The sequence below is a fragment of the Tissierella sp. MB52-C2 genome (assembly GCF_030931715.1).
Classification (GTDB): Bacteria; Bacillota; Clostridia; order Tissierellales; family Tissierellaceae; genus Tissierella.
Genome location: NZ_CP133261.1, coordinates 753,835 through 777,563 on the forward strand (window position 1 = coordinate 753,835; position 23,729 = coordinate 777,563).

General features: G+C 32.9%; 16 protein-coding genes and 2 riboswitches. All 16 genes read left to right on the forward strand.

Annotated elements, in window-relative coordinates:
* The first annotated feature begins 36 nt into the window (after positions 1 to 36).
* A complete protein-coding gene (pgk, locus tag RBU61_RS03800; protein ID WP_308878230.1) occupies positions 37 to 1,230 on the forward strand; it encodes a phosphoglycerate kinase in 1,194 nt (397 codons plus the stop codon).
* A 66-nt stretch (positions 1,231 to 1,296) separates the two neighbouring features.
* Positions 1,297 to 2,040 carry a triose-phosphate isomerase gene (tpiA, locus tag RBU61_RS03805; RefSeq protein WP_308878232.1) on the forward strand — a complete coding sequence of 248 codons (744 nt, stop codon included), beginning with the start codon at positions 1,297 to 1,299 and terminating at the stop codon, positions 2,038 to 2,040.
* Between the two features lie 12 nt (positions 2,041 to 2,052).
* On the forward strand, positions 2,053 to 3,585 hold the full coding sequence (gene gpmI, locus RBU61_RS03810; RefSeq protein WP_308878234.1) for a 2,3-bisphosphoglycerate-independent phosphoglycerate mutase: 1,533 nt from the start codon (positions 2,053 to 2,055) through the stop codon (positions 3,583 to 3,585).
* Between the two features lie 19 nt (positions 3,586 to 3,604).
* The gene (gene eno, locus RBU61_RS03815; protein WP_308878235.1) at positions 3,605 to 4,897 is read left to right on the forward strand and encodes a phosphopyruvate hydratase; all 1,293 of its coding nucleotides are present in this window, start codon (positions 3,605 to 3,607) and stop codon (positions 4,895 to 4,897) included.
* A 126-nt stretch (positions 4,898 to 5,023) separates the two neighbouring features.
* Positions 5,024 to 5,209: riboswitch (cobalamin riboswitch) on the forward strand.
* A 188-nt stretch (positions 5,210 to 5,397) separates the two neighbouring features.
* Entirely contained in the window at positions 5,398 to 6,558 is a 1,161-nt protein-coding gene (gene sucC / locus RBU61_RS03820) for an ADP-forming succinate--CoA ligase subunit beta (RefSeq protein ID WP_308878236.1), read from the forward strand.
* A 15-nt stretch (positions 6,559 to 6,573) separates the two neighbouring features.
* Positions 6,574 to 7,476 carry a succinate--CoA ligase subunit alpha gene (gene sucD / locus RBU61_RS03825; protein ID WP_308878237.1) on the forward strand — a complete coding sequence of 301 codons (903 nt, stop codon included), beginning with the start codon at positions 6,574 to 6,576 and terminating at the stop codon, positions 7,474 to 7,476.
* Positions 7,466 to 8,311, forward strand: coding sequence for a YitT family protein (locus RBU61_RS03830; protein ID WP_308878238.1), 846 nt, complete (start codon positions 7,466 to 7,468; stop codon positions 8,309 to 8,311). Before sucD ends, RBU61_RS03830 begins: the two co-directional genes overlap by 11 nt.
* 17 nt (positions 8,312 to 8,328) lie before the next feature.
* The gene (locus RBU61_RS03835; protein WP_308878240.1) at positions 8,329 to 8,823 is read left to right on the forward strand and encodes an FUSC family protein; all 495 of its coding nucleotides are present in this window, start codon (positions 8,329 to 8,331) and stop codon (positions 8,821 to 8,823) included.
* A 121-nt stretch (positions 8,824 to 8,944) separates the two neighbouring features.
* Positions 8,945 to 9,130, forward strand: a riboswitch (cobalamin riboswitch).
* Positions 9,131 to 9,253: 123 nt separating this feature from the next.
* Positions 9,254 to 9,406, forward strand: a complete 153-nt coding sequence (locus RBU61_RS03840) for a DUF2292 domain-containing protein (RefSeq protein ID WP_308878242.1) — start codon at positions 9,254 to 9,256, stop codon at positions 9,404 to 9,406.
* A 133-nt stretch (positions 9,407 to 9,539) separates the two neighbouring features.
* Positions 9,540 to 10,493 (forward strand): DUF4430 domain-containing protein, encoded by a 954-nt coding sequence (locus RBU61_RS03845; protein WP_308878243.1) that lies wholly within the window; start codon positions 9,540 to 9,542, stop codon positions 10,491 to 10,493.
* Positions 10,494 to 10,509: 16 nt separating this feature from the next.
* Positions 10,510 to 11,214, forward strand: a complete 705-nt coding sequence (locus RBU61_RS03850; RefSeq protein WP_308878245.1) for an ABC transporter ATP-binding protein — start codon at positions 10,510 to 10,512, stop codon at positions 11,212 to 11,214.
* Positions 11,211 to 13,010, forward strand: coding sequence for a hypothetical protein (locus RBU61_RS03855; protein WP_308878247.1), 1,800 nt, complete (start codon positions 11,211 to 11,213; stop codon positions 13,008 to 13,010). The genes RBU61_RS03850 and RBU61_RS03855 overlap by 4 nt, the downstream gene beginning before the upstream one ends.
* On the forward strand, positions 13,010 to 14,314 hold the full coding sequence (locus tag RBU61_RS03860; protein ID WP_308878249.1) for an ABC transporter permease: 1,305 nt from the start codon (positions 13,010 to 13,012) through the stop codon (positions 14,312 to 14,314). Before RBU61_RS03855 ends, RBU61_RS03860 begins: the two co-directional genes overlap by 1 nt.
* A 175-nt stretch (positions 14,315 to 14,489) precedes the next feature.
* Positions 14,490 to 15,341 carry a DUF4430 domain-containing protein gene (locus RBU61_RS03865; protein ID WP_308878250.1) on the forward strand — a complete coding sequence of 284 codons (852 nt, stop codon included), beginning with the start codon at positions 14,490 to 14,492 and terminating at the stop codon, positions 15,339 to 15,341.
* A gap of 96 nt (positions 15,342 to 15,437) precedes the next feature.
* Positions 15,438 to 19,841 (forward strand): hypothetical protein, encoded by a 4,404-nt coding sequence (locus RBU61_RS03870; RefSeq protein WP_308878252.1) that lies wholly within the window; start codon positions 15,438 to 15,440, stop codon positions 19,839 to 19,841.
* A gap of 23 nt (positions 19,842 to 19,864) precedes the next feature.
* Positions 19,865 to 23,716 carry an Ig-like domain-containing protein gene (locus RBU61_RS03875; protein ID WP_308878253.1) on the forward strand — a complete coding sequence of 1,284 codons (3,852 nt, stop codon included), beginning with the start codon at positions 19,865 to 19,867 and terminating at the stop codon, positions 23,714 to 23,716.
* The last annotated feature ends 13 nt before the right edge of the window (positions 23,717 to 23,729 follow it).

A 23,729-nucleotide genomic window follows, 5' to 3' on the forward strand; every position in this document is an offset into this window, starting at 1 on the left:
CCGACTTCATCAAAATATTGGTGAAGAGGTGTTAATATGTTAAATAAAAAATCGTTAAAGGATTTTAATTTTGCAGGAAAAAGAGTATTAGTTAGATGTGATTTTAACGTACCAATGGACGAAAACGGAAATATTACAGATGATATAAGAATAACATCATCATTACCCACTATAAATTATTTAATAGAACAAGGGGCTAAGGTAATATTAATGTCACATCTAGGTAGACCAAAAGGTGAAGCAAATAAAAAATATACATTAGAACCAGTTGCCAATAGACTTAAAGAATTATTAAATAAAGAAGTAATATTTGCAGATGATGATAATGTAGTATCTAATACTGTAAAAAAACAAGTAGAGGCCATGGAAGACGGAGATGTTTTATTACTTCAAAATACTAGATTTAGAAAAGAAGAAGAAAAAAATGAAGAAAATTTCTCTAAAGATTTAGCATCCCTAGGAGAAATATATGTAAATGATGCCTTCGGTACTTCACATAGAGGTCATGCATCTAATGTAGGTGTATCTACCCATTTACCATCCGCTGTAGGCTTCTTGGTGGAAAAAGAAATATCTATTATGGGTAAAGCCTTAGAATCGCCAGATAGACCTTTTGTGGCTATATTAGGCGGTGCAAAGGTATCTGACAAAATAGGGGTAATAGAAAACCTTATAAATAAAGTGGATACAATAATAGTTGGGGGCGGTATGGCTTACACCTTCCTAAAAGCACAAGGCTATGAAATTGGAAAATCCTTATTAGAAGAAGATAAAATTGATCTAGCTAAGAACCTGTTACAAAAGGCAGATGCTAATAATGTAAAATTAATGTTGCCAGTAGATGTAGTAGCTGCAAAGGAATTTAAAAATGAGACTGAAATTAAAACAGTTAAAATAGAAGAGATTCCAGAAGATATGATGGGATTAGATATAGGTGAAGAATCTATAAAATTATTCTCAGATATAATCAAAAATGCAAAGACTGTAATATGGAATGGACCAATGGGAGTATTTGAAATGGATAATTTCAAAAAAGGAACAGATGCAATAGCAAAGGCCATGGCAGAAACACAGGGTATAACCATAGTAGGTGGTGGAGATTCAGCATCAGCAGTTGAAAAGTCAGGATATGGAGATAAAATGACTCATATTTCAACAGGTGGAGGAGCATCACTAGAGTTACTGGAAGGAAAAGTTTTACCTGGAATTGATGCAATATCAGAAAGATAATAAATAATTTTGAGTGAGGCTTTAAGATATTTAAGTTATTCACTAGATAAAGAGGGGGTAATTATTATGCGAACTCCTATAATCGCAGGAAATTGGAAAATGAACAATACTATTAAAGAGGCATTAGGGCTAATAGAGGAGATTAAGGCTTCTAAGTTAAATAAAGATGTGGAGGCTGTAGTTTGTGTACCTTTTATATGTCTATCTGAAGCTAAGAAGGCATTGGAAAATACGGAAATTAAACTAGGTGCTCAAAATATGCATTGGGAAGAAAGTGGAGCCTTTACTGGAGAAATATCTCCCAAAATGTTAAAGGAATTGGGAGTTGATTATGTAATAATTGGTCACTCTGAAAGACGCCAATATTTCAATGAGACAGATGAAACTGTAAATAAGAAAATAAAATCTTCTCTAAATCATGGTCTTAAACCAATAGTTTGTGTAGGAGAAACCTTAGATGAGAGAGAAGCTAATATAGAGAAGGATGTAGTAAAGAAACAAATAGAAAAGGCCTTTGAAGGTATCGAAGAAAAAGATTTAGATAATATAGTAATTGCCTATGAACCAATATGGGCAATAGGTACAGGAAAAACTGCATCATCTGATGATGCAAATAATATGCTAGCATTCATAAGGGAAACCATTGGAAACAAATATGAAGAAAAGAAAAATGACATTAGAATACAATATGGTGGAAGTGTAAAGCCTAGCAATATAAAGGAATTAATGGATAAAGAAGAAATAGATGGTGCCTTAGTCGGTGGAGCTAGTTTAGTAGCTAAGGATTTTGTAGATTTAATAAATTTTTAATTGGAGGATAATATGAATAAATCGCCAGTTATGCTAATAATACTAGATGGTTTTGGTATAGGAAGGGTATACGAAGGAAATGCTGTAAAACTATCTAAAACTCCTAATATAGACAAATTATTTGAGCAGTATCCAAATACTACTTTGGAAGCATCTGGTTTAGCAGTAGGTCTTCCAGATGGTCAAATGGGCAATTCTGAAGTTGGACATTTAAATATAGGTTCAGGTCGTATAATATATCAAGATTTAACAAAGATAACTAAATCTATTGAAGACGGAGATTTTTTTGATAAAAGAGAGTTTTTAGCAGCCATAGAAAATGCTAGAAAGAATAACTCTAAAATTCATCTAATGGGGCTAGTCTCATCAGGTGGAGTTCACAGTCATAATAGCCATCTATATGCATTATTAGAATTAATGAAGAAGCATGATTTCAATAATGTTTATATACATGGAATATTAGATGGCAGAGACGTAGCACCAACATCAGGCAAAGAAGATGTAAAAGAATTAATAGAAAAGATCAATGAAATAGGTGTAGGTCGTATTGCTACAATATCAGGGAGATATTATGCAATGGATAGAGACAAGAGATGGGATAGGATCAAGTTGGCCTATGATGCTTTTACTCTAGGTAAAGGTAAAGAAAGTGATAATCCTCTAATAGCAATAGATAACTCTTACGATGAAGGAATAACAGATGAGTTTATTATACCTACTGTCATTAAAGAAAAAGGTGAACCTGTAGGAACTATAGATAGCGGTGACTCTATTATATTTTTTAACTTTAGGCCAGATAGAGCCAGACAAATTACAAGGGCTTTTGTAGACAAAAACTTTGATGGCTTTGAGAGAGAAAAGATAGTAGATACATTCTATGTTACCATGACAGAATATGATAAAACCATAGAAAATGTTCATGTAGTCTATACTGATGAAGCACCAAAGAATACATTGGGAGAATATATAAGCAATAAAGGATTAACTCAATTGAGAATTGCTGAAACTGAAAAATATGCCCATGTAACATTCTTCTTCAATGGTGGGATAGAAGAGCCTTATAAAAATGAAGACAGAGCACTTATACCATCACCAAAGGTGGCGACTTATGATTTACAACCAGAAATGAGTGCCATAGAGGTAAAAAATGAAGTATTAAATAGACTCAATATGGATAAATACGATTTAATTATTTTAAACTTTGCTAATCCAGATATGGTAGGTCATACAGGAATAGTACCGGCTACAGTAAAGGCCATAGAGACTGTAGATGCTTGCTTAGGTGATATAATAGAGCTTCTAGCTAAAAAAGGCGGCAAAGCATTAATTACAGCAGATCATGGAAATGCAGAGATGTTAATAAATGAAACTGACGGCAGTCCTATAACATCCCATACAAGTAATAAAGTACCGTTGATTTTAGTGGGACCAGAAGATGTAAAGTTACGAGAAGGAATATTAGCAGATTTAGCACCAACAATACTAGAATTAATTGGATTGGAAAAACCAGAGGAAATGACAGGGAAATCATTAGTTATTCACTAAATATTAAGGAGGAATTATTTTGAGTATAATAACAGATGTATATGCAAGAGAAGTATTGGATTCTAGAGGAAACCCTACAGTTGAAGTAGAAGTATGGACAGAATCTGGGTCTTTCGGTAGAGCATTAGTTCCATCTGGAGCATCTACAGGAGCTTTTGAAGCTGTGGAATTAAGAGATGGAGATAAGGACAGATTTGTAGGTAAAGGTGTTATTAAGGCAGTAGACAATGTTAATAATATAATAGCAGAAGAAATAATAGGCTTAGATGTATTTGAACAAACAGCCATAGATAAATTAATGATTCGTCTAGACGATACACATAATAAGGGCAAATTAGGTGCAAATGCAATTCTTGGAGTATCTTTAGCAGTTGCAAGAGCCGCAGCAGATGAACTAGGTATGCCATTATACCAATATGTTGGTGGAGTAAACGCTAAGACTTTACCTGTTCCTATGATGAATATTTTAAATGGTGGAGAACATGCTGATAATAATGTGGATATTCAAGAATTCATGGTAATGCCTGTAGGAGCAAAGAGTTTTAAAGAAGCTCTTAGAATGGGAACTGAAATATTCCATAATTTAAAATCAGTTTTAAAATCTAAAGGATTAAATACCGCTGTAGGAGATGAGGGAGGATTTGCTCCAAACTTATCTAGTAATGAAGAAGCACTAAAGACCATAGTAGAAGCCATAGAAAAAGCTGGATATAAGCCAGGAGAAGAAATAATGCTTGCATTAGACGTGGCTGCTACAGAAATGTATGATGCAGATAAAAAAGTATATAATTTAGCAGGAGAAGGAAGAGTTCTTACAGTAAATGAAATGATTGATTACTATGAAGAACTAGTAAATAAATATCCTATTATCTCCATTGAAGATGGATTAGCAGAAGATGATTGGGACGGTTGGAAACTATTAACTGAAAGACTAGGAAATAAGATTCAATTAGTAGGAGATGACTTATTTGTTACAAATACTGAAAGATTATCTAAAGGAATAGAATTAGGAATCTCAAATTCAGTATTGGTTAAATTAAATCAAATAGGAACTTTAACTGAAACTTTAGATACTATAGAAATGGCTAAGATACATGGCTATACAGCAGTTATTTCTCATAGATCAGGAGAAACAGAAGATACTACTATTGCAGATTTAGCTGTTGCAATGAATGCTGGACAAATAAAAACTGGTGCTCCATCTAGAACAGATAGAGTAGCAAAATATAATCAATTACTTAGAATAGAAGATATGCTAGGTGAAGAAGCAGTATATAAAGGAATTAAAACTTTCTATAATCTAAAGAAATAATATCTAGGCATAAAAAGATTTCATTGTATCTAATGGAATCTTTTTTTATTTTGTAGAAAAATTAAGAATAAATAAGAAAATTTAAATTTGACAATTCATATTGCCTGTGATATATTTTACTTAAAATTTAATATTTTGTTCGTTGGTATAATCTTATATAAGATTATTTAAAAGGGAAGTTCGGTTTAATTCCGACACGGTCCCGCCACTGTGATAGATAGAACTTTACAAATACCACTGTACTAAGGTATGGGAAGGTGTAAGGTTCGTTACTCTTAAGTCAGGAGACCTGCCAATGATAAAGCGCTGTTTATTACTCACGAGGATGAGGAGGTGTTATTTATAAGGTAGATTAAGTAATTGTTCTACTCTATTGATACTATCCTTTCTATTGTAGAAAGGTTTTTTTGTTTTGCAATACTTATTTTGCAAAATAATAGTAATAACTCAGCAAGGTTTTGCTGAGTTATTTTTTTGAAAATTAAGTTGGGGGGATAAAGATGAATATACATGAGTATCAAGCTAAAGAGTTATTAAGGAGCTATGGGATTCCAGTTCCTAATGGAGAAGTTATACATAATCCAGAAGAGGCAGAAAAAGCTTCTTGGAGAATAGGGACTGATATAGCAGTTGTAAAGGCACAGATTCATGCCGGTGGAAGAGGAAAGGCTGGAGGCGTTAAAATAGCTAAATCAATAGATGAAGTTAAAGAGTATTCTAAAAAATTGCTAGGTAAAAAATTAGTCACACATCAGACAGGAGAAGAAGGAAAGGAAGTAAAAGCTGTTCTAATAGAAGAAGGATGTGAAATTCATAAGGAATACTATTTAGGATTTGTATTAGATAGGGATAAGTCAAGTATAACTATTATCGCCTCTGAAGAAGGGGGAACTGAAATTGAAGAAGTGGCATTAAAAAGTCCCGATAAAATTTATAAAGAGACTATAGACTATTTAATAGGGCTAACAGAATTTCAAGCTAGAAGAATATGTTTTAACATTAATCTACCTTTAGAAATAATAAATGATTCAGTAAAATTTATGATGAATTTATACCAACTATTCGTGGAGAAAGACTGTACCCAAGTTGAAATAAATCCATTGGTATTAACAAAGGAAAGAAAATTAATTGCCTTGGATGCAAAAATAAACTTTGATGAAAATGGCTTATTTAGGAATAAAGATATATCTAATTATAGAGATTTAAGTGAAGAAGATGAAAAAGAAATAGAGGCATCAAAACATGGATTATCTTATATATCTTTAGATGGAAATATTGGATGTGTGGTAAATGGTGCAGGTTTAGCCATGGCTACCATGGATCTAATAAAATTTTACGGTGGAGAACCAGCTAATTTTTTAGATGTGGGAGGAGGAGCGACGGAAGAAAATGTCACCAATGCATTTAAAATAATATTATTAGACCATAGAGTTAAAGGGATTTTTGTCAATATATTTGGTGGAATAATGAAATGTGACGTTATGGCCAAAGGAATTGTCAATGCAGCTAAAGAGTTACAACTAGATATTCCCATAGTAATTAGATTAGAGGGAACTAATGCAGATTTAGGCATGGAGATAATAAAGAGTTCTAGTTTTAATATATTTGCAGCGAAAGATATGGATGAAGGTGCTAAGAAAATATTAGAATTGATCAAATAGAAAGGTGGCTAAATAATGAGTATATGGGTTGATAAATCTACAAAACTAATGGTACAAGGAATAACTGGGAATACGGCTGCATATCATACAAAATTAATGCTTGAATACGGAACCAATATAGTTGCAGGGATAACACCGGGAAAGGCAAATACTAAAGTTGAAGGCATACCAGTATTTAACACTGTGAAAGAAGCTGTGGCTAACACTGGAGGAAATGTTTCCATAATATATGTTCCAGCAAAGTTTGCAGCAGATGCCATATTGGAAGCTGTAGATGCAGAATTGGATATGGTTATTTGTATTACTGAACATATACCCATAAAGGATATGTTGATGGTAAAAAGATATATGGAAGGTAAAAAAACTAGATTAATTGGTCCCAACTGCCCAGGTATTATTACTGCCGGAGAATGTAAAATAGGCATTATGCCTGGATATATACACAAAAAAGGAAGAATCGGAGTTGTATCACGTTCTGGAACTTTAACATATGAAGCAGTACATCAACTATCTCAAAAAGGGATAGGTCAGTCAACGGCTGTAGGAATAGGAGGAGATCCTATAAAAGGTATTGATTTTATCCATGTATTGGAGGCATTTAATGAAGATGAAGATACAGATGCAGTAATTATGATTGGAGAAATAGGAGGAAATTCGGAAGAAAAAGCTGCTTTATGGATTAAAGAAAATATGAAGAAGCCAGTAGTGGGTTTTATTAGTGGAAAGACAGCACCAAAGGGAAAGAGAATGGGCCATGCAGGGGCGATTATATCATCAGGAGAAGGAACAGCAGATGGAAAGATAGGAGCAATGAAAAACGCTGGGATATATATGTCAGATACTCCTAGTAATATAGCTAACACGCTAATAGAAGCGTTAAAAGAGAATAAGTTGTGGAGAAGCGAGTATGAGGATTAATTTCAAAAGATTCATAATGATTAATTTAGGTATAATCATTATGGCTTTAGGATTGTATTATTTTTTACTGCCGGAAAATCTAGCTGTAGGTGGTGCAATAGGTATTGCCATGGTAATAAATAATATTTTCAAGTTTATGCCAATAGGTATAATAATGGTAATTGTGAACATCTTTCTTTTTATACTAGCTTTTTTAGTAATTGGAAGGGATTTTGGAGGATATACTATATACTCAAGTTTCTTATTATCAGCTATTATATATCTATTGGAAATAATTACCCCATTAAAAGCCCCTATAACAGAGGATTTACTAATAAATTTGATTTATGGGATAATCATACAAGGAATAGGAATGGCTATAATTTTTTCTCAAAATGCCTCTACTGGTGGTACAGATATTATAGCAAAGATAATCAATAAGTTTACTCATTTAGATATTGGGAAGGCTTTACTATTATCGGACTTTGCTATTATTTTAATGGCAACATTTACTTTTGGTATAAAGCTTGGATTATATGCTCTATTGGGACTTATTATAAATGCATATGTAATAGATAATATAATCGCAAGATTTAACGAAAAGTTAAATATCATAATTATTAGTGACAAAAGTAGGGAAATAAATGATTATATAATTAACGAAATACAAAGAGGAACTACAATTTACACTGCCAATGGAGGATTTTCTAGAAGCGAAAAAACAATAATAAGTACAGTTGTTGGTAAAGGACAATATATTAGAATTAAGAGTTATGCTCAGAGCATAGATTCAGGGGTATTTATCACTATGGGATTAGTTAATGAAGTATTAGGGGAAGGTTTTAACTTAAAATAAAATTTAAAGGGGATGGTATGAAAGAAGATATGGAAAAACAAGATAAAAAGATAAAACTTCCTGGAATGAGAGTTATTAAAACCATTATATCTGTATATATATGTTTTTTAATAAGTTTTATTAGAAATGGACTCCCTTTTTATTCAGCCATAGCTGCAATACTTTGTATGCAAAATGATAATGCTAATAGCTTTGAGGCTGGAAAAAGCAGGATGATAGGCACTTTTATCGGAGGAATATATGGCTTTATAGCTATAGTATTAATTAATTTTGTTAATATCGAATTATTTAATTATATCCATTATCTAATTTTAAGTTTATTTTTAGTCCCGATTATATATACAAATGTATTTTTGAAAGCTAATAGCTCCACTTATATTAGTTGTGTAGTTTTTTTTAGTATAACTATCTCTCATGGGGGAGATATAGCACCAATGTATTTTGCTTTAAATCGGATAATTGATACATTAATTGGGATAGTAGTTTCACTCACTATAAACTTGATAATATGAAATAAAAATTTTTATATGTTATTCATTTTATAATTAGTTGGATATAGAAGTTCCATAATTAATATTCTAAATCTATTGTTAAAATCCAACATATGGTATATAATGGAAATAATTATAAAATTGAATATAAAAATGCTTAGGTTTTTGTGTACTAAAGATTAAAAGATAATCATGTGTAAATCATGAACGGTCCGGCCACTGTAAATGGAGAGCAATTTTTTGACGTACCACTGGAAAAAATTCTGGGAAGGTAAAGAAAAGCTATGACCCATAAGTCAGGAGAACTGCCTAAGCTATATTTTCATTAGCCTTCTGGGATTGAGGTTAGATGTAGTGACTATGTGTATTGATATATGATTATATCTAGATAAAATGTCTTAACTCCTGGGAGTTAAGACATTTTTTTATTTGGGGGAGGTGCTATGCAAAGGTGAATGATAAAAATGCGAATTTAAGGCTCACGGATAAGGAAAAAAACCTTATAGAATTAATAAGAAATACGGAATTCGGAGAAATCAAAATTATAATTCAGAATAGTGAACCCGTAAGAGTGGAAGAGTTAAAGAAGTCAATAAAACTATAGAATATGCTGACCAGAAAACTGGAGGCACTACTTGTAATAAGGTAGTGTTTTTTTGTTTTTGTAGGGATTGAAAGGGGAATTTGTATTAAAAAATTTATACCTGTTACATTGACTAAAGTATGGAGGGGGTAAAATGAAGAAAAATATCATAAAAAAATTAATTCTTTTTTTCATCTTAATTATATTAGTCATTCCTTTAACAGGATGTTTTTCAGATAAGGCTGAGGGAGTAAGCAGTAACGAAGAGTTAGAAATAGACTATTTTGTAGAGAATCAAAAAGATAAAGAAAGTTTAAAAGCGACTTCCCTATTGGCACAGATGAGAGAAAAGTTATCATCAAAAAGTGAGGATGAAATAGAAATTACAATAGAGGAAGAAGATGTAGTTCAGCAGGATAAAAAAGAATTATCATTTTGGGAGAAGTTAAGATTAAAAAATTCGGAGAAATCAAAGGATGAAGAATTAAACTTCGCATCAAAAGAAAAAGATAATGCAGAAATAAAGCCAGTAGAGGACAAGAAAAAAGATAGCTTCTTTGAACAAAAATTAAAGGAGAAGGAAAGTAAAAAGGAAGAAGAGAAAGAGAAGGAAAAAGAAAAAGAAGAAAATAATACTAAAGATGATGAAAATAAAGGGAAAAAAGAAGAAGAAAAAGATCCAGAGGAGCAGAAACCAAAGGAAAAAACAGTAACTCTTACTATACGTTGTGACACAGCAGTAAAGAAAGGTATGCATAAAGATCCTAAATTTAAAGGAATAGTACCTCCTAGTGGAGTTATTCTATCCACAACTAGATTTAAAATAAAAGAAGGAGATACGGTATTAAATGTATTAGAAGCTGCAAGAGATAAATATAAAATACAGATGAGATATACTGGAACCAAAGAATCAGCATATGTGGAAGGGATAAATAATCTTTATGAATTTGACGGGGGACGCTGGAGTGGATGGATGTATAGTGTAAATGGCTGGTACCCTAATTATGGGGCTGGAGTATACGTATTGCAATCAGGAGATGTAATAGAATGGAACTATACCTGTGACTTAGGCAAAGACTTAGGGCAAGATTGGTTAATGGGAAATTAGATAAGAGGAGAATATAATGTCTTTTATTGAACTAAGGAATATAAAAAAAGAATTTAAAATAGGAGAAAATATAGTAAAGGCTCTTGATGGGATCAACTTATCTATTGAAAAAAAAGAAATCATTAGTATTACTGGACGTTCAGGTTCGGGGAAATCCACCTTATTAAATATTTTAGCTGGGCTGGAAAAATCAACAGATGGAGAAATTATAATTGAGGGAGAGCATATTGAAAAGATGGGAGAAGGTCAGAGAATAAGATTTAGGCGTAAAAATATAGGATTTATATTTCAGTCATATAACCTATTACCTCAATATACTGCCTTGGAAAATGTGGCTCTTCCTTTGGCATTAAAGGGAATTGAACCAAAGGAAAGAATTGAAAAAGCTAGGGAGATAATGAAACAAGTAGGAATAGAAACCCATGAGAATCATAGACCTAATGAGATGTCAGGGGGACAGCAACAAAGAGTAGGAATTGCTAGGGCACTGATAACAGACCCAGCTATTGTACTGGCAGATGAACCAACAGGTAACTTAGATACTAGAACAAGCATAGAAGTCATGGAATTATTAATTAATCTTTTTAAGGAAAAGGGAACAACTTTCTTGCTAGTTTCCCATGATGAAGTAGCTAAAAATTATACTGAAAGAACTATTAATCTACTAGATGGCAAAATAGTAGACGTTGAACAAATATTTAGGGGGACAATATCAATATGAAGAAGAGAAAAATATCCATTCTTTGTCTTATACTAACAGTTTTTATAACTGTAGCTATGGTTAATTCAGTTTGGGCAGATACAACTACAACACCTGCACCATCACCAGCTAGAAACCAAGATAAGGTAGAAGGATCAGACAAAAAAGCAATAGTAATAGCAGATACAGGTGCATCTGCTGCCTTTGGAAAACCAGGAGAAAACATTATAATAGAACTTCCTCTAGCTGTAAATAGAGAGTACCTGCCAACAAGAAAGTATGTACTTAGAAATATTACCATAGAGCCAATTATACCTGTGAAGCAAGAGGATATGAAGAAATGGCCTTTTGAAATAAATCAGACAAGCTATATAAAAAAGTTGGAAGATATGACATACGGGAGTATGGCAGATGTATTTTATAGCTTTAAAATATCTGAAACAGCCAACAAAGGACTTTATCCTGTTTCATTTTCAATAAATGCAACAGTGTGGAGATTGGATGATATAAATGGAACCGATATAAAAGAAGATATAGAATTTCAGATTGTGACTTATGTAAATATACTAGAAGATGGAAGCAAGTCACAAAAGATCAATGAGTTAGGAGCATTGGCAATAGCATCAGTTGATGAGGACGGGGCCATAATACCTGCCCCTGCGGGAAATGCAGGAGAAAGAGTAAATCTTAGACTTCCCATTGTAAATAATGGAGGAAATTTATCAAATATCAGCATAACCCCAGTTATATCTACATCACTGGATGAATGGCCCTTTGTAGTGGAAGCAGTAAACTATGGGAAGAGTCTGCCACATATGAAGCATGGGGATATAACTTTCTTAGAATATGATTTCAAAATCTCTCCCAATATATCTGAAGGTGCGAAACCAATTAATTTCAGAGCAACATATAAAGAAAATGACGTGTATATGGAGAGTTTATTTTCTGCATATATCAATGTAGCAAGGGGAAAGCCAGAGACAAAAGAACTTCCAGATTCCGTACCTAAGTTGATAATTACAGGATATAGTATAGAACCAGAAGTAGTATATGCAGAAGATGAGTTTCAATTGGTTTTAAACTTCCAGAATACCTCTCATAGTTCAACTATAAAGAATGCAGGTATTGTATTGACTTTAGAAGATAATAGTATCATGCCTGCTAAGGGAGAAAGTGACACTAGGTATATAAATTCATTAAAGCCAAGGGGAACTACTAGTAGTGTCTTTAGACTTAAGGCATTACCTACAGCATTAAATCCTACTTCTACAATTGCAGTTACTATGGATTATGAAAATGAAAAGGTGGTAAAGGGAACTGCTACTCAAGGAATAGTAATTCCAATTAAGCAAAGAATGGAAATGTCCATAGAAGAACCTATAATCTATGATGAAGATACTGCCGTGGGAGATCCTATAGCCGTAAGCATGGCAATTGTAAATAAAGGAAGGACTAAGGCGTTTAATTTAGAAATTGATATTGAAAGTGAAGATATTCTTATGTTTGAAAAATATTATGGAGGAGATTTGATACCGGCAGGTAAACATAGTGCAGATTTTCAGATTATCGGAGGAAAGATGGGAACACTAACAGGTGATTTTGTAATAACCTATGAAGACGTAGATGGAGAGATATTTGAAGAGAGAAAGCCTTTTCAGGTGGAAATACTTAGTGAAACCTCTGATACAGATAAGATAATTCAAGGAGAAATTCAACAGCCTAAGAAGAAATCAGCATTGCCTTGGATAGGAGGTACAGGAGGAATAGGAGCTATTGCTTTGGGATATTTATATAGGTTTAAATGGAGGAAGAAATAATGAAGTTTTCAGATTTTTTTCGTATGGGATTTATAAATCTAAGGCGAAGAAAAGTACGAACTATTTTAACAGCAGCAGCCATGGCAGTGGGAGTAGCCTGTATAGTGGTGCTCATATCCATTGGAATTGGCTATAACCAAACATATCAGGAATCTATCTCTGAAATGGGAAGTCTGACTAAAATAGATGTAACTCCTCCAAGGGAAACCAAGGGAAAAGTAGCTTTACTAAATAATAAAGCAGTATCAGCATTTAAAAAGTTAAAGGGAGTAGAGGCTGTAACTCCTGTTGTACAGGTAGTGTCATATTTAAAAGGCGGAAAGTATATAGCTCCCATTAGACTCTATGGGATTGATTTAGATACAGCAGAAAGCTTTCAGATAACTCCATTGAAGGGAGAACTGCCCTTGAAGGGTACAAAGCTTGTACCTCAGATTATATTGACAGATGATGTGGCAGGCTCTTTTGCAGACCCTCAAACATGGGAGCAGGTTAAGGATATGAAAAACAAGCCCTCCATAGACCCTATGAAGGGAAATATTAAACTTACCTTTGATTACAATACATTATCAGGACAGTACGCAGAAGGAGAAGATGGAAGAGCAGTACCAAGCGGGAATATCTATAGGATAGAGGTAACAGGAATCACCAGTATGCAAAACTATACATATTCTACTTCAGGATTTATACAGCTCAAAATATTAGAGGAATTAATAGGAGCCAATGAGGATTTTTTACCTCCTTCCAATGCAGCTAATGATATGAAAAATATAAAAACCTACCCCCTAGTATGGATAAAGGCAGATGATATAAAAAATGTACAGGGTATTACTGATGTAATAAGAAAGGCTGGCTTTGAAACCTATTCCTTAAACGATATGTTGGAATCAGTGAAAAAACAATCGAGGCAGATTCAAGGTATGTTGGCAGCAATTGGAGCAGTGGCACTTTTAGTGGCAGGTATTGGAACAGCCAATACTATGATGATGGCAATCAACGAAAGAACTAAGGAAATAGGAATACTCAAGGTTCTAGGAACTGATTTAGGAGATATAGTAAAGATGTTCTTAGTAGAGTCTGCAATAATAGGAGTTATAGGAGGAACCATAGGGCTCTTTGTTAGTTTTATATTGCAAAGAATATTACCGTCACTACTGAAGGAGATGGAAGTCCGCTCTATTATACCAATTTGGTTAGCAACAGGAGCAGTAATATTTGCAGTATTTGTAGCGGTAATATCTGCACTGGGACCAGCAATAAATGCTATGAGAGTCAGTCCCCAAGTGGCCATAAGGGCTGAATAAGTGGCAGTTTGGTTAGAGTGTAGTTTATTATAAACAAACCAAGAGATTGGAGGTATATAAAGGAATGGAAAATAACAGGGGAATGTCATCTTTGGGATAGGCAGAAAACAATTATTTTATGAAATAGGTTCATAGAATAGAGGAAAAAATTTATAAGAAGAAAGGGGATAAGAGTATGTTTAAGAAGTTTAACAACAAAAAGGTATTTAGTTTATTATTATCATTAGTCTTAGTATTGGGAATGAGTGTAACTGGGTTTGCAGCAAATGATAACTATTTAATATTTGAAGTTGAGGGAGAAACTATTGCTACTTCATATAACGAGGTAACCGTAGGGGGAGTAACAAGAAGAACATATTACCTTGAGTTTCAAGATGATATAGATCTTTCAGATGTACCGCTGAAAGCTAACACATATCTTTCAGGATATACTCTGGAAATTGATGGAGTATCGACAACACTAGGAGTGGTGACGAGTGTAGACTTTTCAGATGGGTATGTAGAATTTTCATTAGATAATGGATTAGGCAGTGAATATGAATATTATGTAAATGCTGGCGTAAATGGTGTTGATGTTCTAATATCCGTTAGCCTTGATATTCATAATGTAAAAGATTGGCTTAATGGAACTTATGATGGGGCATTTCCAGCACCAAACCCCAATGCGGATTTAGCTTTAAAAAATAGGATGCAAGATGCAGTAGATGGATTTGATCAACTACCAGTGATAATGCCAGTATTGATGAAAGTAGGAGACTCAGCGATGGATGCTCTAATAGAAGCAAGAAATATCTATGACTTCTATACAGTAGGAGCAGAAAGTAATTACATCTCCGCAATGGGGAAAACATCATCTACAACATTATCTGCCTTTGATATTAATAGTTATTCAGGATGGATGTATAAGATGGATGGTGAAATGCCCAATGTAGGAGCAGGGCAATATACTTTAACTAGTAGTGATGAAACTATGGAGTGGGGATTCACTTTGGACTTTGGACAAGATTTAGGAGGAGCACCTTGGTAAAATTTGTATAATAGCGGCTGATATAGCTTAAGATTAGGAAATGCTATCTGAACTAAAGTATGATAGCATTTCCTAATTAAAATAATGGAGGAAACAATGTATAAGAAAAATAAAATAAATTCTAAAATCATTATTTTTACAATATTATTATCAATTATTTTAAATACATTTAGTACTTTGACATTGTATGCTGAAAAAAATGAATGGTCCTTATTTAAATTCACTACTATAAATGCCAAGGAATATAATAAAATTTTCAACGAAAAATTAGAGGCTGTTAATATAAATTCAAATTTTATAAATTCTATGGCAATAGGTTTAGAAATCCAAGGACAAGGAGGCAAATATGTAGGTATTCCATCGGATAAGGATATTAATTCCTATGAATTGACTCTTACAAAAGCAGAAGTGCCTTCTTATTATTCTAATCCAGGTAGTTTAGTATTAGATGGAAAAAAGAGAGATTATTTTTTACCCGTATCTCATCAATATACTTGGACATATGATAATGGAAATAAGTCAGATACAATGCCAATCTGGTTTATACTCAAAATAGACAGAGGTGACGATCAGTCTAAATGGACAGATGTGAAGGATATAGAAGACCTATGGGCTCCCTTTGCAAATGCATATGATGATTTGATGATATTAGCCGAAGAAATAGAAAAACAAGGCTTACCTAAAAATGTAAATGATTACCACCCTAACCACGCTGGATATTTAAAGGCAGCGGCAAATGATTGGTCAAAGATTTTACAAAGAAATTATTTTGATCCTCGGCTAGACTTTGATGAGAAGGGTAATCCATATCCTAAAAAATTTGATCGCAATCTGAGAAGAGAACAAATAGAAGCTGCAATCGAAAATATGTATACCCATATAGATTATGTAAAAAGTCATAGGGTAAATGAACCTGAAATATTAGAATTTGAAGTGGATGGATATCATGGAATTGTAGATAAAAAGAATAGCAAAGTAACTCTATATGTAGAACAGGGAGCTTCCTTAAATTTAGATAATGTAAAAGTCACTACCCCTGACTGGGTAATAGCAAGACATAAGAGTGGAGAATTAAAATCGGGAAAAACTGCTATATATAGCATACAATCCATAGATGCACTTTATGAAAGATATGGTGCAAAACCTTATGATAATATAAAGAGAGATTGGGAAATTCAAGTAGTTGAAGGTAACCCTCAAATTCTTATAAATTCTGTTAGGTATACTAGTCCAGAAGGACAAAAAGTAGAAGGAATTATAGAAGATAATAAAATAACATTAAATATCCCTTTTGGAGTAGATTTAGAGAGTCTTCCACTGGAAATCTACTATTCTGGAGATGAAATATGCTACATAGATAAAAATGAAAATGAAACAATCTTTAAAAATAAAGATATACTTGATGCAAGGAATCCTATAACTTTAAGAGTAAAACAAAATGGAATAACAAAGGAGTATATATTAAATATAAATACTTCTAAATCTCGAGGAAATAAAATACTATCCTTTAAAATAGGAGAATATCTTGGAAATATAAATCATGAGGAAGGGATTGTAGAAGTAAAGGTTCCTTATGGAACGGATTTAACAAAGTTAAAGCCCCTCATAGAGATAGATTTTCGTTCAGTCATAAGTCCAAGATACAATGAGTTGCAAGATTTTTCTAAGGAAGTTGAATATAAGGTTACATCAGAATACGGTGAAAATAAGATCTATAGGGTTAATGTAATATATGAAAATCCTGTAGAGGGAAATGAAATATTGTCCTTTAGAGTCGGCAGTATAGAGGGAACTATCAATGGGGAAGATATAACCTTATCTGTTCCTTCAAATATGGATTTAAAAAATATAAAGCCTTCAATAGAAATTTCTCCATATGCTAAGGTAGCGCCTGCCAGTGGAGAAACTGTAAATTTCTCAAAGGGAAAGGTTACTTATACAGTAACAGCACAAAATAGCAGTACTAAATTATATTATGTTGAGATAAAGGCAGACGGGGAAGAAAAACCAGGTCCTGATAAGGAATATTTAGATAAGTTAAAGACTATCAGAGATAATATAAAAGATAGATATAAATCCAGTGCATCAGATGATTGGGAATGGATGAATCTAGGATTTTATGAGGGAATAGAGAATGGCTTTGAAGACGGTATAAGAAAGAATGCAGAAGATTTACCTCATAGATTTGATTTATATAAGGAAATTAGAGATTTAAAAACTATAAAATTGACAGATATGGCAAGGGGAGTAATGATGCTTACTGCAATGGGGATAGACGCCAGCAATTTGAGTCAATTTAGCATCGATGGAGAACCCTTTAAAACTGGAGATAATGTGGAAACAGCAGATTTAACAGATAATATCTATAATTATTCCCGTGACACTGGAACAGTAAATGATTTTATATTTGGATTAATCGCATTGGATATGGGAAATTATTCTGTTCCGGATAATGCAAGATATACTAGGGAAAAGATGCTAGATATTATTTTAGCTCATAGGTATGGTACAGATGATTTTGGTATTGATATGGTGGCTATGCTTATGCAATCATTATACCCTTATAGATATGATCCTATTTATGGAGAGCGAGTCAAAGACAAATTAGATGAGGGTTTAGATATCATATTAGGTCATAAAACAGCTCCAGGAGTAGAGCCGATGAGAGACGATTATATGTTTGAAGCCTGGGGATCTATAAATAGTGAATCTGCAGATCAAGTAATTATAGCTTTATGTTCCGTGGGAATAGACCCTTTTTCTGATACAAGATTTTCAAGGCAACCAAAAGATAACTTAATATATAATGTGATAGATAAATTTGTAACTAGAAATATGGATGGATTTGGTCATGACAGTAACAGTTACAATTCTATGGCAACTTATCAGGGAATGTATATGCTCCAATGGTATATAAACTTTATAGAAGAGGGTAGTAATCATTATTCACTATATTATGAGGGAGTACCTTTTGATTTTAGCAAGAACTTTAGCAGTGAGGCCGAGATTACCTACTTTGAGCTTCTAGGCAAAGTAGGGGATATTGACCATGAAAATGGTATCATAAAAATTGAAGTGCCGAAAGAAACAACAGAAGAAGAATTGAGTACAGTTCCTATTATAAAAGTTTCCGAAAATGCATTCATTAGTCCTTCCATAGATACAGTTCAAGACTTTACAAAGGAGATTTCCTATACTGTAATTGCTGAGGCTGGAAGTACAGAAAAAATCTATAGGATTATTATTGAGAAAAAGGAAGATGTATTAAGCGGAGAAAAAGAAATAACCTCTGTTGGAATAAAGGAAATGCCTAAAGCTAAAATCAATATAAATAAACAAAATAGGGAAGTAATTGTAGTTCTTCCTAGTGATACGGAAGAATCTAAGCTAAAGAACTTGATATTGTCTATAGAATATAGAGGCGAAAGCATAAGTCCTGATCCTAGTGAACCTCAGAATTATACACATGATGTAAAATATACCATAAGAGCTAAGGATGGTTCTACTGCTGATTATATTGTAAAGGTATTTATCGAGGAGGCAGACAAGTATGAATTTACCAAATTTGTACTGCGTGGGGTAGAAGGAAAAATAGATACTATTTTCAATGAAATAAAGATAGATATTCCTTTTGGAGCTTTTGTTGGAGAAGAAGGAGAACAGGGGGGGAAAGTGATACTAAATGAAGCTGAATATGGTCCTTGGGAAAGTACTACCTCCATAGTTCCTGCACCTACTAATCCAATAGTCTTTGAAGATGAAAATGAATATAAAATACTTCCATATCCTTCAGATAATATGGTGAAATACAATGTAAAGATAAACTATGTAGAAGTAGGAGGTAGTAGTGAGATTTCTCAATTTTCCATAGGAAGATATACTGGGAAAATAGAAAAAAACTCTATTATTCTCACCATACCTGATGGTAAGACCGAGAGACAGTTTAAAGAAGAATTAAGGAGCAAAATTCCAAATATAAATTGGAATGGGAAATCTATAGATCCAATGCCTGATGGTGAGAATAATTCATTGAAATATAAAGATAAAAATGGAGAATATCAAGACGATTACCTTAAGGATTATGTATTATCAGATAATGAGGGTAATGTAAATATATATACTGTGAAATTTATAGGTGGAAGCACAAACCCTGGCTCAGAAGATTCAGATAAAGATGATATGGAGATTATATCTTTTACTGTAAATGGAATAGACGCAATTATAGATAACGAACATGGAAGAATTTTCCTAGAAGTTCCATTTGAAATGGAAAACTATAATGTATTTCCCATAATTATATCAAGTAAGGGTGTCAGCATATATCCTGACTTAAGTCAGTCCATAGATCTAAGAAAAAATAATGTATATACCCTTCAAAAAGGAGACAATTACAAGCAGTATACCCTCATAGTAAGAAGGGCACAGCCAAAACCAGCCACTTTACTATGGAGATATATGGAAGAAAGCTTGGATATACCCTATTATCAAAGAGTTGATTAAAAAAGTATAAAGGATGATATTAGATGAAAGAAAATATAAGAAAGATTCTTACTTTATTTTTGACAGGAATATTGCTTTTGGGTAGTATTCCTGCATATGCCAACTTCACAGAGGGAAATATATTCACAAATAAGGAAGAATTAGAGCCTCGTGGAATCACAACTCTCAATAATGAAGAATTTCAATTAAAAATAAAAGTAACTATTGCAAATGGTCCTAAATCACAAGTATATGTAAATAATGAATTATATAGTTCAATTGTAACTATGACAGTGAAGAATGGAGATAAGATAAAACTAAAAGCAGTACAAGGAGAAAATGAAAGATTTGTTCAATGGACTGCTCAGTATAAAAAAGGAATGAATACCGTTAAACCAAATACTTCATTTGGATCCCAGAAAGATTTAGAAACCACATTTACCGTAACTGATGATCTAAAGAATGCAAGCAAGAATGAGCTTACAATATTTGGAGCTTTCACAGCAGTTAAGCCTGTGAGTGTAAGGGTTGAACCGTCAGATGTAGCAGGATTGAGCGCTGAATCTGAACAGAATGGAGTGATAGTTGGGGGAGATGTAGTATTATCGTCAGAATGTGAAAACGAAGATTATCAATTTTCATTTTGGGAATTGGATAAAGCTGCAATACATCCTGAATTTATAAATAAAGATGTGAATATAAATGACCCAAACATGAAATTTCTAATTGATTCAATCATAGGTAGATATAATGAATTTAATATTATTGCACATTTTGAAGAAAAATCAAATCCTAAAGTGAAAATAAAGAATATGACAACTAAAGATGTAGAAATATATTATGCAGAAGAATATCAATTACCTAAAACTGTTGAAGTGGAAATGACCGATGGAAAGAGAGAAGTATTAGATGTAGCATGGATAATGGATATTGTTAATATTAATAATTTAGGAACACAAACCTTTTATGGAGTTATATTGGGATATGGCGGAAATCCATATGTTGTATTGAACCTAAAAGTAAAGGAAAGAGATAAAACCAATTTTCAAATGCACTTAGATGTGAATAGTATTGACAAATATACAGATCCAACATTGAAAATAGGAGTTGTTTCAGGAGAAGACTTAAAAGGGTCTATAACTTTAGAGAAAGGTAAAAATGAAATAGCAGAGATAAAAGCAATAGATGGTGAAAAAACTAGGTTTAAAGAATGGAAAGCTAGTGGTACACGAAATTATGAAAATGAAGAGTTTAATTATCTTTTAGAAGACCCTTTTAGTAATATAACTACATTTAAAATAGACGATAAATTATTTGGATTAGATAAAAATAGAGTTGGAATTACAGCAAAATTTGATTTTCTCAATGATATTAAAGTTGCAACTAATTATCCCGATATTCCTAAACTTAAGGTAAACTCCAGCCACGAAAGGGCAGTTAAAGGAGACAAGGTAAAATTCACAGCTATATCCGATAAAGAGAACTATAAGTTTTCAAAATGGGAAATGAATCCCATTATTGTAGGAGTGGGAACGCCTAATCCTAATGTAGATTTGAATAATTCAGAAATAGAATTTGAAATGATACAAACGGAAGGACTTGAATTAGAAGTGACTGCATATTTTGAAGAAAAGAAGGATTTGACAATAAAGCGAATAGATGGAATAAAAGCAGAAACATATGTAGGAGAGGAATATAAATTACCAGAAGAAGTGAAAGCAATAATGAGTGATGATAGTGAAGAGTTTGTGAAAGTAATAAGGTGGAATCCTGACAAAGCAGATACAAGTAAAAAAGGAACTCGATTATTTTTCGGGAATGTAGAAGGTTATAGCAGCATCGTAAGCTTAACGTTGACAGTAAAGGAAAAAGAACAGGCAACTATCATCTCCATACAAAATATAGAGGCACAAATAGAGTCAGGAACTGAATATGTACTTCCTAAGACAGTAACTGTGAAGATGAGTGATAATTCAAGTAAAGAGATACCGGTTACATGGACGCCAGATACTGTGGATTTAACAAAGATAGGAGAGTCACAGATATTTACTGGAACAGTAGTGGGATATGATGGAGAAGTTAAATTAACATTAACAATAAAAGAAAAAGAACCGGTAGAAGAGATATTGGAAATAAAAACAGTGGAACTTTTAAAAGATGGACAACTTATTACAGAGGGGCGGATTAGTGGAAAAGAAATTACCATTACCCTGCCAAAGAGTATGAGCCAAGAGGAAATAGATAGTATAGCTTTAGGTGGATATTTTCTTAAAATTATAGCTACAGATGGAGTAACTATAGAGCAGGAAAACGGATATGTAGGGCCATTTTGGCAGGAAGGAAAGGCGATTAATACCATATATGCAGATGCTCCCACTAAGTTCATACTCCATGGTGAAAATAGTACGGAAGAATATATTTTAACCATCAAAGCTTCAGCAGAGGAAAAAGCAAAATACACAGTAAACTTCAACACCAATGGGGGAAATAGTATTTCATCTCAAGAAGTAGAAGAAGGCAATAGGGCTATAAGACCTAGTAGTACCACTAAAAATGGATATAGATTTATAGATTGGTATAAGAATTCAAACTTAATCCAAGTTTTTGATTTCAATACTCCTATAACAGAGAATATAACCTTGTATGCAAAATGGGAAGAAGTAACCAATCCGGAATTAAAGGAATTTATAGTCACATTTGACAGCATGGGAGGAAGCAGTGTCAGCTCACAGAATGTAATAGAGGGACGAACAGCTATCCAACCAAAGGATCCAATTAGAAGCGGATATAAGTTTATAAACTGGTATACAGAATCCAATTTAAATAATATATTTAATTTCAATACATCCATAATAAAGGATATAGAGCTATTCGCCAAATGGGAAAAAGCTGAAGACCCTAAAGAACCTACTAATGAACTTCCTAGAATCATAAGGTTTTCATTGTTAGGATATGAAGCTTCAATAGATGATAGAAATGAAAGAATTACCATTAACCTACCATATAATATGAATCTAAGCAATCTAGTTCCAAGTATTACAATAACTGACGGTGCCTCTATTTCTCCAAGTAAAGACAGCGCAGTAAATTTCAATCGTACTGTTTACTATACAGTATATGGATCAGGTAATACTCAGAAGACATATCGTGTAATAATAAATATACCATCTGAAAGAGATTCGTATTATTGGGATGATTATTATGATAATTATAAAAAGGAACGAGACGATTATTACAAGAGAAGGGGAGAAATCTCTTGGTGGGAATTAGCAAAGGAAGCAAAAGAAAAAAGGGCAGAAGAGGAATTGAAAATAAAATCGGAAAGAGACGAAAAATTAGTACTGAAGGAAAGGGCAAAGATTTTAAATGATGTAGGTAAGATTGAATCAAGAGCTAGAAATAGCCGCAGCTCTTTGATGATAAATGATAGATTTAATCATATAGAAATCAGACCTACCGTTTCAGATTTCAAATCAGGATTCAGCAATATAATAACCATACCTAAGGATGTTCTGCCAAATTTATTAAAGGGAGAATATGAATTCATAAAATATCATACTGGGGTTGTAAATATAGAGATATATCCATCTATGGAAACAGCATCTGGATTAAAACTAAATTTACGTGACATACCTAAGGATATACAAGAAAAATGGAATAAAGTAAAGGGAAAGGGTTATATATTCCAAGTAGAATCGGATTCTACTAAGGGCGGACTTTCCTATGAAATAAATTTAGAAAAACAGTATCCAGTAGAAAAACTTAGATTTGTAAAATACAATTATATGAAGGGTAATTTTGAAGATGTTTCTCCGGAAAAATGGTATGTGTTCAATGGAAAACTTCGTTGTGATAAGGTTTCAGCAGGGATTTACGGCATAATATATAAGGACTAGAATGTTAATTGAA

Bases quoted from the DNA above. Each gene is read 5' to 3' on its own strand.
- RBU61_RS03850 (WP_308878245.1), top strand. From the start codon at position 10,510: ATGTCTTTTATTGAACTAAGGAATATAAAAAAAGAATTTAAAATAGGA.
- RBU61_RS03875 (WP_308878253.1), top strand. From the start codon at position 19,865: ATGAAAGAAAATATAAGAAAGATTCTTACTTTATTTTTGACAGGAATA.
- RBU61_RS03860 (WP_308878249.1), top strand. From the start codon at position 13,010: ATGAAGTTTTCAGATTTTTTTCGTATGGGATTTATAAATCTAAGGCGA.
- RBU61_RS03830 (WP_308878238.1), top strand. From the start codon at position 7,466: ATGAGGATTAATTTCAAAAGATTCATAATGATTAATTTAGGTATAATC.
- tpiA (WP_308878232.1), top strand. From the start codon at position 1,297: ATGCGAACTCCTATAATCGCAGGAAATTGGAAAATGAACAATACTATT.
- pgk (WP_308878230.1), top strand. From the start codon at position 37: ATGTTAAATAAAAAATCGTTAAAGGATTTTAATTTTGCAGGAAAAAGA.
- RBU61_RS03865 (WP_308878250.1), top strand. From the start codon at position 14,490: ATGTTTAAGAAGTTTAACAACAAAAAGGTATTTAGTTTATTATTATCA.
- sucD (WP_308878237.1), top strand. From the start codon at position 6,574: ATGAGTATATGGGTTGATAAATCTACAAAACTAATGGTACAAGGAATA.
- gpmI (WP_308878234.1), top strand. From the start codon at position 2,053: ATGAATAAATCGCCAGTTATGCTAATAATACTAGATGGTTTTGGTATA.
- RBU61_RS03855 (WP_308878247.1), top strand. From the start codon at position 11,211: ATGAAGAAGAGAAAAATATCCATTCTTTGTCTTATACTAACAGTTTTT.
- RBU61_RS03845 (WP_308878243.1), top strand. From the start codon at position 9,540: ATGAAGAAAAATATCATAAAAAAATTAATTCTTTTTTTCATCTTAATT.
- sucC (WP_308878236.1), top strand. From the start codon at position 5,398: ATGAATATACATGAGTATCAAGCTAAAGAGTTATTAAGGAGCTATGGG.
- RBU61_RS03835 (WP_308878240.1), top strand. From the start codon at position 8,329: ATGAAAGAAGATATGGAAAAACAAGATAAAAAGATAAAACTTCCTGGA.
- RBU61_RS03870 (WP_308878252.1), top strand. From the start codon at position 15,438: ATGTATAAGAAAAATAAAATAAATTCTAAAATCATTATTTTTACAATA.